Here is a 10809-nt window from a genome sequence, read left to right as displayed (position 1 = left end):
TCCTCAGGGTGGGGAAAACCCCCGGCCGCAGACGCCCACCTCCCTCATGGCCCGGGGCGTCCGGGGGCGGAAGTCTTGAGGACATCACCCCCTTCGCAGAGAAACGGACACCAGCGATGGCCGATCACCGCCTCCCCGCCGCGATCCGCGCGCCGTTCGAGGCCCGCACCTGGCGCGAGTTCGGCTACCTGGTGCTCGGGCTGCCGATCGGCGTCCTCACCTTCGGGCTCGCCGTCTCCCTGGTCTCGGCGGGTGCCGGCCTGCTGATCACCTTCCTCGGCGTCCCGGTGCTGGCCGGCTGCCTCGCGATGTGCCGGGGCTTCGGCGCGGTGGAGCGCGCGCGGGCGCGTGGCCTGCTCCGCCTGGACGTGGCCGCTCCCGCGCCGGTGCGCGGCCGCACGGGCGGGGCGCTGTCCTGGATGGGGGCGATGCTGAAGAGCGGGGCGTCCTGGCGGCACCTGCTCTACGCGCTGATCCACATGCCGTGGGCGATCTTCGCCTTCTCGGTGGCGGTGCCCTTCATGGCCTGGGGCTGGGCCCTCTTCACCTATCCGCTGTGGCAGTGGGTCTTCCCGATGTACGCGGGGCAGGACGGGATCCAGCTGTACGGCGACGGGTCGCACGACTTCTACCTGGACTCGCCCTTCGAGATCGCGGTGACCAGCCTCGTCGGCCTGCTCTTCGTCCTGTGCACGCCGTGGGTCGTCCGCTCCCTGACGGTGGTGGACCGGCTCCTGGTCGCCGGGCTCCTCGGCCCCTCCCGGATGGCGAACCGGGTGACCGAGCTGGAGAAGGACCGCGGGGTCGTCGTGGACACGGCCGCCGCCGACCTCCGCCGCATCGAGCGCGACCTGCACGACGGCGCCCAGGCCCGGCTCGTCGCCCTCGCCATGGATCTCGGCCTCGCCAAGGAGAAGCTGAACGAGGACCCGCGGGCGGCGGCCCGGATGGTCGAGGAGGCGCACGGCGAGGTGAAGACGGCGCTGCAGGAGCTGCGGGACCTGGCCCGCGGCATCCACCCGGCGGTCCTCACGGACCGCGGTCTGGACGCGGCGCTGTCGGCGGTCGCGTCGCGCTGCACGGTGCCGGTCTCCGTCGAGGTGGACCTTCCGGCCCGCCCGGTGCCGGCGATCGAAGGCATCGCCTACTTCACCGTGTCCGAGCTGCTGCAGAACGTGTCCAAGCACTCCGGTGCGCGGCGCGCGTGGGTCGACGTGTGGCGGTCCGGCAGCCGGCTGATGCTCCAGGTGCGGGACGACGGCCGGGGCGGCGCGGACGCGGGCGCGGGCAGCGGCCTCGCCGGACTCACGGAGCGGCTGGACGCGGTCGACGGCGTCCTGGCGGTCGACTCCCCGGCGGGCGGGCCGACGACCGTCACGGCCGAGCTCCCCTGGCGCGTCTGACCCGGCCGGTCCGCGCCGCCCCCGCTCCCTCACGCGTCACCGCCCCGGCCGTCCGACGGCACGGGGCGGTCCGCCGCGCCCTCCCGTCCGGTGCCCGGCGGGCTCCGTACCGTTCGCCCCCCCGGCACGCCTGAACCTCATCCGGCCCCGCCGCGTCCTTCTTGCTGCGATGCTTGGGACCGCTCGCCGGACCAGGCGGGACCGGTATCGGACAGGGGGCTGCGGGGACGTGGGCGTGGAAGACGTGGCGGACAGGGTGCGGGTGGTCATCGCCGAGGATTCGGTGCTGCTCCGCGAGGGCCTGACACGACTGCTGACCGACCGGGGGCACGAGGTCGTCGCCGGGGTCGGCGACGGGGAGGCCCTGGTCAAGACCGTCGCCGAGCTCGCCGGCGAGGGTGCGCTGCCGGACGTCGTGGTCGCGGACGTGCGGATGCCGCCCACCCACACGGACGAGGGCGTGCGAGCCGCGGTGCGGCTGCGCAAGGAGTACCCCGGGGTCGGTGTCCTGGTCCTCTCCCAGTACGTGGAGGAGCAGTACGCCACCGAACTCCTCGCCGGCTCCAGCCGGGGCGTGGGGTACCTGCTCAAGGACCGGGTGGCGGAGGTCCGGGAGTTCGTGGACGCCGTGGTGCGGGTCGCCCGGGGCGGTACGGCCCTGGACCCGGAGGTCGTGCAGCAGCTGCTCGGCCGCAGCCGCAAGCAGGACGTGCTGGCGAACCTCACCCCGCGCGAGCGGGAGGTGCTCGGGCTCATGGCCGAGGGCCGCACGAACTCCGCGGTCGCCAGGCAGCTGGTCGTGAGCGACGGCGCCGTGGAGAAGCACGTCAGCAACATCTTCCTGAAGCTGGGACTGTCTCCGAGTGACGGGGATCACCGACGGGTACTCGCGGTGTTGACCTACCTGAACTCCTGATTACCTGACACTCTGTCAGATAAGGATCCATGACGGGTCCGCCGACCGAAGGACTGACAAGGCACCATATTCCGGACTTACCGGGGGGCGACAGAACGTGACATTGCCGATCGAAAAGGCGTCTCAAAATGAGGTCCACGATGCGAGAAGTCCCGGGAAGGGCCCCCTTGCCGTCGTAGGGTGGGCCACGGGACGGCCGGTCGCCCGGTCGTCTCCCGAGCCTTCTCCCGCCTCGGGCGGAGAAGACCCTTGCCGCGAGGGAGGTCCAGTTCAGTGACCAGCCAGGTCAGCAGCCCGGCCGAGCAGGCCGACGAGGCAGTCGTCGGGGAACAGCGCAGCTTCACGGCGCCATCGGGCGGACCCGAGAAGGAAGTCCGTCGCCTGGACCGGGTGATCATCCGGTTCGCCGGTGACTCCGGTGACGGCATGCAGTTGACGGGTGACCGCTTCACGTCCGAGACGGCGTCCTTCGSAAACGACCTCTCGACGCTGCCGAACTTCCCCGCCGAGATCCGCGCCCCCGCCGGCACCCTCCCCGGTGTCTCCTCGTTCCAGCTGCACTTCGCCGACCACGACATCCTGACCCCGGGCGACGCCCCGAACGTGCTGGTCGCGATGAACCCCGCCGCCCTCAAGGCGAACATCGGCGACGTGCCGCGCGGCAGCGAGATCATCGTCAACACGGACGAGTTCGCCAAGCGCGCGATGGCCAAGGTCGGTTACACCACCTCACCGCTGGAGGACGGCTCGCTGGCCGGCTACCGGGTCCACCCGGTCCCGCTGACGACGCTGACGGTCGAGGCGCTCAAGGAGTTCGGCCTGTCCCGGAAGGAGGCCGAGCGCAGCAAGAACATGTTCGCGCTCGGACTGCTCTCCTGGATGTACCACCGGCCGACCGAGGGCACCGAGAAGTTCCTGCGTGCCAAGTTCGCCAAGAAGCCGCAGATCGCCGAGGCGAACGTGGCCGCGTTCCGGGCCGGCTGGAACTTCGGCGAGACGACCGAGGACTTCGCCGTCTCCTACGAGGTCGCCCCGGCGACCAAGGCGTTCCCGCCGGGGACCTACCGGAACATCTCCGGGAACCTCGCCCTGTCGTACGGCCTGATCGCCGCCGCCCGGCAGGCCGACCTCCCGCTCTACCTGGGCTCGTACCCGATCACCCCGGCCTCGGACATCCTGCACGAGCTGTCCCGGCACAAGAACTTCGGCGTCCGCACCTTCCAGGCGGAGGACGAGATCGCGGGCATCGGCGCCGCGCTCGGCGCCGCCTTCGGCGGGTCGCTCGCCGTCACCACCACGTCCGGCCCGGGCGTGGCCCTGAAGTCCGAGACGATCGGCCTGGCGGTCTCGCTGGAACTGCCGCTGCTGATTGTCGACATCCAGCGCGGCGGCCCCTCCACCGGTCTGCCCACCAAGACCGAGCAGGCCGACCTCCTCCAGGCCATGTACGGCCGCAACGGCGAGGCGCCGGTACCGGTCGTGGCCCCGAGGACCCCGGCCGACTGCTTCGACGCCGCGCTCGACGCGGCCCGGATCGCCCTCGCCTACCGCACCCCGGTCTTCCTGCTCTCCGACGGCTACCTGGCCAACGGCTCCGAACCCTGGCGGGTCCCGGACCTCGACGAACTCCCCGACCTGCGGGTCCAGTTCACCACCGGGCCGAACCACGAGCTGGCGGACGGCACCGAGGTCTTCTGGCCGTACAAGCGCGACCCGCACACGCTCGCCCGTCCGTGGGCCGTGCCCGGCACGCCCGGCCTCGAACACCGCATCGGCGGAATCGAGAAGCAGGACGGCACCGGCAACATCTCCTACGACCCGGCGAACCACGACTTCATGGTCCGCACCCGCCAGGCCAAGATCGACGGCATCGAGGTGCCCGACCTCGCCGTCGACGACCCGGACGGCGCCCGGACCCTGGTCCTCGGCTGGGGCTCCACCTACGGCCCCGTCACCGCCGCGGTGCGCCGGCTCCGGAACGCCGGCAAGCCGATCGCCCAGGCGCACCTGCGCCATCTCAACCCCTTCCCGAAGAACCTCGGGGAGGTCCTCAGGCAGTACGAGAAGGTGGTGATCCCGGAGATGAACCTGGGCCAGCTCGCCACGCTCGTCCGGGCGACGTTCCTGGTCGACGCCCGCAGCCACACCCAGGTCAACGGCATGCCGTTCAAGGCGGAGCAGCTCGCCGCGGTACTCGAGGAGGCCATCGATGAGTGAGTCCCTCCTGAACCTCGTGCCCAAGGCCGAAGCGACCCAGTCGATGAAGGACTTCAAGTCCGACCAGGAGGTGCGCTGGTGCCCCGGGTGCGGCGACTACGCCGTCCTGGCCGCCGTCCAGGGCTTCATGCCCGAACTGGGCCTGGCGAAGGAGAACATCGTCTTCGTCTCGGGCATCGGCTGCTCGTCCCGCTTCCCGTACTACATGAACACCTACGGGATGCACTCCATCCACGGCCGCGCCCCGGCCATCGCCACCGGCCTGGCCACCTCCCGCCGCGACCTGTCCGTCTGGGTCGTCACGGGCGACGGCGACGCGCTCTCCATCGGCGGCAACCACCTGATCCACGCCCTGCGCCGCAACGTCAACCTCAAGATCCTGCTCTTCAACAACCGGATCTACGGCCTGACCAAGGGGCAGTACAGCCCCACCAGCGAGGTCGGCAAGATCACCAAGTCGACGCCGATGGGCTCGCTCGACGCGCCCTTCAACCCGGTGTCGCTGGCGATCGGCGCGGAGGCCACGTTCGTGGCCCGGACGGTCGACTCGGACCGCAAGCACCTCACCGAGGTGCTGCGCCAGGCGGCCGACCACCCCGGCACCGCGCTGGTGGAGATCTACCAGAACTGCAACATCTTCAACGACGGCGCCTTCGAGGTCCTCAAGGACAACGAGCAGGCGCAGGAGGCCGTGATCCGGCTGGAGCACGGCAAGCCGATCCGCTTCGGCACCGACCTCGCCAAGGGTGTGGTCCGGGACGCGGTGACCGGCGATCTGAAGGTGGTCGCGGTGACACCGGACAACGAGCACACCGTCCTCGTCCACGACGCGCACGCGGCGTCCCCGACGACCGCGTTCGCCCTCTCCCGCCTCGCGGACCCGGACACCCTGCACCAGACGCCGATCGGCGTCTTCCGGTCGGTGGACCGGCCGGTGTACGACACGCTGATGGCGGACCAGCTGGAGGCGGCGATCGAGCAGCACGGCAAGGGAGACCTGGGCCAGCTGCTGGCCGGCAGCGACACCTGGACGGTCGTGGGCTGACCCGGCTCGTCGCGTACGCGCCCGAGGGGCCCGGTCCGCCACGGACCGGGCCCCTCGGGTCTCCGCAGCGTCACTTCGCCGACGCGGCCTTCTCGTAGTGGCCGAGGAACCGGGGCACGCCCTTCTGCACCCGCCAGAGGAAGAGTCCCGCGAGGTGGACGAAGGAGTTGTCGTTGCGGCTGACCGAGTAGGGCTTGGCGAGGCCCTTGTACGGGGCGGCGTGGGAGCCCACCAGCTTCGTCCGCACCCCCGTCCGCTTGATCTCCGTCTGCTCCTTCTCGACCTGTTCCAGGGCCTGCACCACGCAGTTGGCGACGTCGAACGCCTCTGTGGCGTACCGGTGCACGGGCGTGGTGCGGGCCAGCCCCCACCGCTTGCGGTAGGCGGCGGTGAAGTCGGCCGCGGCCGGCAGGCCGTCGGGGTCGACGAAGCTCGTCCCGAAGAACCAGCCCTCGGCGGCCGGCCCGGCCAGGGTGAGGAACTCCGGCTGCAACGGCTGCTCGACGCTGCCGCACAGGCCCCGGTACCCCTGACGCGCCAGCTCCTTGGCGCACAGCGCGGCCCGGCGCGGCGAGGTCCCCGCGTACATGACGCCCTGCGGGCCGGTGGCGAGCGCCTCGCGGACGGCGCCCGCGAAGTCCTCGCCGGCCGCGGCGACGGGATGCGAGGACACCGTGCCGGCACCCGGCGGGTTGTCCTTCAGCGACTTGACGGCGAGCCAGCTGAACCGGCCGGCTTGCTGGTCCTCGATGACGGCGGTCCGGCGGACGCCGTGCTCGGAGAGGTAGCGGGCGAAGGGCACGATCAGGGTGTCGGGGCTGGCCCGCATCTCGAAATAGGTCGCGCCGGCGGTCTGGCCCCTGACCGTGCCGCTGGGAACGGACGCCACCAGGCTCACCATCGGCACGATGCGGGTGACGAGTTCGTCCGCGGCGGCGACGGCGGTCTCGGTCGTGGTCGGCCCCATCACCGCGAAGACCGCGGGGTCGTCGCCGAGGGTGCGGGCCGCCTTCGCGGCCCGGGCGGGGTCCCCGCCGTCGTCGTGCACCCGGAGCGTCAGGGTGACCAACCGGTCCTGGCGGGCGTTGTGGCGTTCCACCGCCACCCGCGCGCCGTGCTCCTGGGCGAGGCCGTCGGCCTTGTGGGGGCCGCTCAGGTCGGAGACCAGACCGAGCGCGTACGTCGGCAGGGAGCCGCCGGCGCTGGTCCCGGTGCCGGTCCCGGCGCCCTCGCCGAACGGGCCGAGGCCGGCCAGCCAGGCGGCCAGGCCGCCCGCGCCCGCGACGCCCGCCACCGAGCCGGCCACCAGGAACCCGCGCCGGGAGACGCCCTTCGGCTCCTCCGGGCTCACCATCAGGGTCGGCTCGGCCACCGGCAGGTCGAGGACCCGCGCGGAGCGGGAGGCGATGAGCGCGGGCAGACCGGGCGGCAGCCAGTCGCCGGCGGGGCCGTCCGCCGCGCCCAGCACCGCACGCGCCTCCGGGGCGGTGGGCCGGTCCGCGGGGTCCTTGGCGAGGCACGAGGCGACCAGCGGCAGCAGGGTGTCGGGGACGTCGTCGAGGTCGGGCTCCTCGTGGACGGTGCGGTAGACGACGGCGGCCACCGTGCCCGTACCGAAGGGCCGTTGTCCGGTGAGGGCGTAGGCGAGGACGCAGCCCAGCGAGAAGACGTCGCTCGKCGGGCCGACGGCACCCGCCCCGGTGGCCCGGGCCTGCTCGGGGGCGAGGAATCCGGGGGTGCCGATCATCGCGTCGGTGGCGGTGAGGGCCGTGGCCCCGGCGGACCGGACGATGCCGAAGTCGATCAGGCGCGGCCCGTCGAGCGCGAGCAGCACGTTGCCCGGCTTCACGTCCCGGTGGACGAGCCCGGCGGTGTGCATGTCGGCGAGCGCGTCCGCGAGCCGGGCGCCGAGGGACCGGACGGACGGCTCGTGGAGCGGGCCGTGCGCGCCGACGGCCTCGGCGAGCGACGGCCCCGGGACGAACTCGGTGGCCAGCCAGGGTTCGCGGGCCTCCGGGTCGGCGCCGAGGACCCGTACGACCCACTGGCCGGTGATGCTCTCGGCGATCCGCGCCTCGCGCCGGAACCTCTCCCGGAAGCCGGGGTCGGCGGCGTGCTCGGCGCGGATCAGCTTGAGTGCGGCGAGCGCCCCGCCGCCGGAGCGGGCGAGGTAGACGACGCCCATGCCGCCGGCCCCGAGCCGGCCGAGGAGTCGGTAGCCGGCGATCGACGACGGGTCGGCCGGACGCAGCGGCTGCACGCGGTCAGCCCTTCTTCTTTCTGGTCGGCGTCGCCGGTGCGGAGCCGATCAGCTTGTAGGCGCCGTTCTGCACGGCGTACAGGAAGGTGCCGCCGTTGGTCAGGTCGCCGCTCTCGCCGAAGGTGTACCCGCCCATGGCGCCCTCGTACTTCTGCTTGCTCAGGTCGGCCCAGAGCCCCTTGCGGGCGGGGGTCCGGCCCGCCTTCGCCGCGGCGGCCAGGCGTCCGAGCGTCATGGCGACGACGTCGTACGCCTCGCCCGCGTAGGGGGGCGGGTTCGTCCCGTAGCGCTTCTTGTACGCGGCGACGAACACGGCGCCCCGCTCCTTCGTCTTGGCGGGGGTGTCGGGGGCGGGAGCGACGGCATCGCTGACCGGGGCGGTGACGAACCAGCCCTCGGCCGCCTCCCCGGCCCCCTTGAGGAACTTCGTGCCGAAGACGTGCTGACCGGCGAACCGCGGCCCGGTGAAACCGAGTTCGCGCAGCGCGCGGGCCGCCAGGACGGCGGTCTCGGCCACCCCGCAGTGGATGTAGCAGTCGATGCCGGAGTCGATCATGCCGCGCAGGATGGAGCGGTAGTCCGTCGCCCGGCCGGGGACCACGCGGTAGCGGCGCTCGACGCCGGAGACGCCCAGGCCGTAGTCGACACCCCGGACGTACTGCCAGCTGTAGTGGTCGTCGGTGCGCTCCTGGAGGACTCCGGGCCGCTTCACGCTGTCGAGGAGCAGGGCCGCGTAGGCGAGGTGCATGCCGGCGAAGAGGTGGTGCGGGATCGCCCGCAGGACGGTGACGTTCGGCGGGGTCGTCCCGTCCCGCATGGTGAGCAGGTTGTGGCCCGCCGAGACGGTGACGAGCGGCAGGCCCGCCTCCTCGAACGAGGGCAGCACGGCCTGCCCGGTGTAGTCGGAGGTGGGGCCGAGGACGGCCAGCACCGTCGGGTCGGAGGTGAGCGTCCGGGCGACGGCGGGCGCCTTCGCCTTGTCCCCCTGGTCGTCGGCGACCTTGAGCCCGATCCTGGAGAGCTTCTTCAGCGGGTCGCCGCTCTTCGCCGCGGCGATCCGGGCGTTGAACTCCTCGACGGCGAGCCGGGCGCCGCGCTCCTGGGCGCGGCCGATCTCCTGCGCGGGCCCGGACAGGTCGGCGAGGACCCCGATCGCCGGGTTCCCGGCCGCGGCCGTGGGGGACTTCCCGTCGTCGCCGTCCCCGTCCCGCAGGGCGGCCCACGCGCCGAGGCCGCCGGCCGCGACGAGGACCGCCCCGCCCGCGGCGAGGAGGAATCCGCGCCTGCCGGGCGGCCGTGGCGGCGCGGCGGGCTCTCCGGCCTGGGTGGGGTCGATATCGGGCAGCGCGAGCATCCGCGCCGACCGCTCGGCGATGGTCCGGACGACGGGCGCCGGCAGCCAGTCGACGGCCTCGCCCGGGGTGTCCTCGGTCAGCTCGCCGGCGATCTCCTGGGCGGTCGGCCGCCCGGCCGGGTCCTTGCCGAGGCAGCGGCGCAGCAGGTCGAGGAGGCCCGGCGGCACGCCGTCGAGATCGGGTTCGTCGTGGACGGTCCGGTAGAGCAGGGCGTCGACGGTGCCGCTGCCGAACGGCGGTCTGCCGGTGGCCGCGTAGACGAGGAGGCAGCCGAGCGCGAAGACGTCGGCGGGGGGCCCGAGTTCGCCGGTGCGGGCCTCTGCCTGTTCGGGGGCGAGGAAGCCGGGCGTGCCGACGACCATGTCGGTGGAGGTGAGGGCGGTCTCGCCGGTCGCCCGGGCGATGCCGAAGTCGATCAGCCGGGGTCCGTCGACGGCGAGCAGCACGTTGCCCGGCTTCACGTCCCGGTGGACGAGCCCGGCCGCGTGGACGGCGGCGAGCGCGCGGGAGACGGCGCCGCCGAGGATCCGCACACTCCGCTCCGGCAGGGCGCCGTGCGCGGCGACCGCCTCGCCGAGCGAGGGCCCCGGCACGAAGACGGTGGCCATCCAGGGCTCGGGGGCGTCGGGGTCGGCGCCGGTGACGGGGACCGCCCAGGGGCTGGAGACCCGGCGGGCGGCCTCCACCTCGCGGCGGAACCGGGCCCGGAAGTCGGCCTGTTCGGCATGGTCGGCGAGGGTGACCTTCACGGCGGCGAGCTCGCCGTTGTCCGTCCGGCCGAGGTAGACGACGCCCATGCCGCCGGCGCCGAGCCGYCCGAGGAMCCGGTAGCCGGCGATCGAGGACGGGTCGGAGGGCAGCAGCGGCTGGACCGCGCCGGGCGCGGGCGGGGTGGGCTGGTTCACGACTGCACTCCCAGCTGCGCCTTGACGCGCTCGATCATGGTGACGAGTGCCTGGACCTGGGCGCTGTTGGTGTCGTTCTCGGTGTAGCCGGGCGCGCCCTTCACCACGGTGGCGAGGGTGACCTGGCCGATCCGGGACTGGTACCAGCTGTAGAACTGCTTGCCCTTGACCGTGGACAGCTCGTACTTGCCGCGCTCACCGAGCGAGTCGGAGGCCGTGTAGTTCCCGCCGACGCCGAACGGGTTGCCGATCGAGTTGAGTTCGGAGAGCTTCTCGCCCTCGCGCAGCGTCTGGTTCGGGCACCGGAGCGCCTCTTCCAGGGTCTCGGCCATCTCCCAGTCGCCGTCCGCCTCGGTGCGGTGGACGGTGACGGTGGCGGACACGCGCAGCAGGCCCTTGCCGCCGGCGGCCGGAACCTCGCTGGAGGCGGTCACGCTGTACAGCACGGAGGCGGGCAGGCCGCCCCCCTCCCAGGTGCATTCGTCCCCGAGGACGGGCCAGCGGTCCGGATCGCTGAGGTACTGCGCGCGCTTCACGTAGCCGGGACCCCAGGCGTCCGGGCCCGCGACGACGAAGAGGGCCAGCCGCTGGGCGAGGGCGAGAAGCTCTCCGAACTCAACTCGATCGGCAACCCGTTCGGCGTCGGCGGGAACTACACGGCCTCCGACTCGCTCGGTGAGCGCGGCAAGTACGAGCTGTCCACGGTCA

Annotated in this window: 7 protein-coding genes; 4 read left to right on the top strand and 3 right to left on the bottom strand. The window is 72.9% G+C overall.

What is annotated here, in order from left to right; genetic code table 11:
• Positions 1–116: 116 nt before the first annotated feature.
• The 4 genes from EAO71_RS28500 to EAO71_RS28485 all read left to right on the top strand — a co-directional run bounded on the left by EAO71_RS28500 (position 117) and on the right by EAO71_RS28485 (position 5581).
• Complete coding sequence (locus tag EAO71_RS28500; RefSeq protein WP_147980707.1) at positions 117–1403, top strand: sensor histidine kinase; 1287 nt, start codon at positions 117–119, stop codon at positions 1401–1403.
• Positions 1404–1659: 256 nt separating this feature from the next.
• Positions 1660–2319 carry a response regulator transcription factor gene (locus EAO71_RS28495; RefSeq protein WP_187282906.1) on the top strand — a complete coding sequence of 220 codons (660 nt, stop codon included), beginning with the start codon at positions 1660–1662 and terminating at the stop codon, positions 2317–2319.
• A 273-nt stretch (positions 2320–2592) separates the two neighbouring features.
• Entirely contained in the window at positions 2593–4536 is a 1944-nt protein-coding gene (locus EAO71_RS28490) for a 2-oxoacid:acceptor oxidoreductase subunit alpha (protein ID WP_147980706.1), read from the top strand.
• Positions 4529–5581 carry a 2-oxoacid:ferredoxin oxidoreductase subunit beta gene (locus EAO71_RS28485; protein WP_147980705.1) on the top strand — a complete coding sequence of 351 codons (1053 nt, stop codon included), beginning with the start codon at positions 4529–4531 and terminating at the stop codon, positions 5579–5581. Before EAO71_RS28490 ends, EAO71_RS28485 begins: the two co-directional genes overlap by 8 nt.
• A gap of 70 nt (positions 5582–5651) precedes the next feature.
• Here the strand turns inward: EAO71_RS28485 and EAO71_RS28480 are convergent, their stop codons facing one another.
• From EAO71_RS28480 to EAO71_RS28470, 3 genes are all read right to left on the bottom strand, one after another.
• The gene (locus tag EAO71_RS28480; RefSeq protein ID WP_147980704.1) at positions 5652–7841 is read right to left on the bottom strand and encodes a bifunctional serine/threonine-protein kinase/ABC transporter substrate-binding protein; all 2190 of its coding nucleotides are present in this window, start codon (positions 7839–7841) and stop codon (positions 5652–5654) included.
• A 4-nt stretch (positions 7842–7845) separates the two neighbouring features.
• Entirely contained in the window at positions 7846–10101 is a 2256-nt protein-coding gene (locus EAO71_RS28475) for a bifunctional serine/threonine-protein kinase/ABC transporter substrate-binding protein (RefSeq protein WP_147980703.1), read from the bottom strand.
• Positions 10098–10809: hypothetical protein (locus tag EAO71_RS28470; RefSeq protein WP_261992400.1), on the bottom strand; the 712-nt coding region annotated here is incomplete at its 5' end. The genes EAO71_RS28475 and EAO71_RS28470, both read right to left, overlap by 4 nt.

Origin of the sequence: Streptomyces sp. MS191, assembly GCF_008042125.1 — a bacterium.
Lineage (GTDB): Bacteria > Actinomycetota > Actinomycetes > Streptomycetales > Streptomycetaceae > Streptomyces.
The sequence above is the reverse complement of the archived record's forward strand: the minus strand, read 5'-3'. Positions and strand labels throughout refer to the sequence as shown.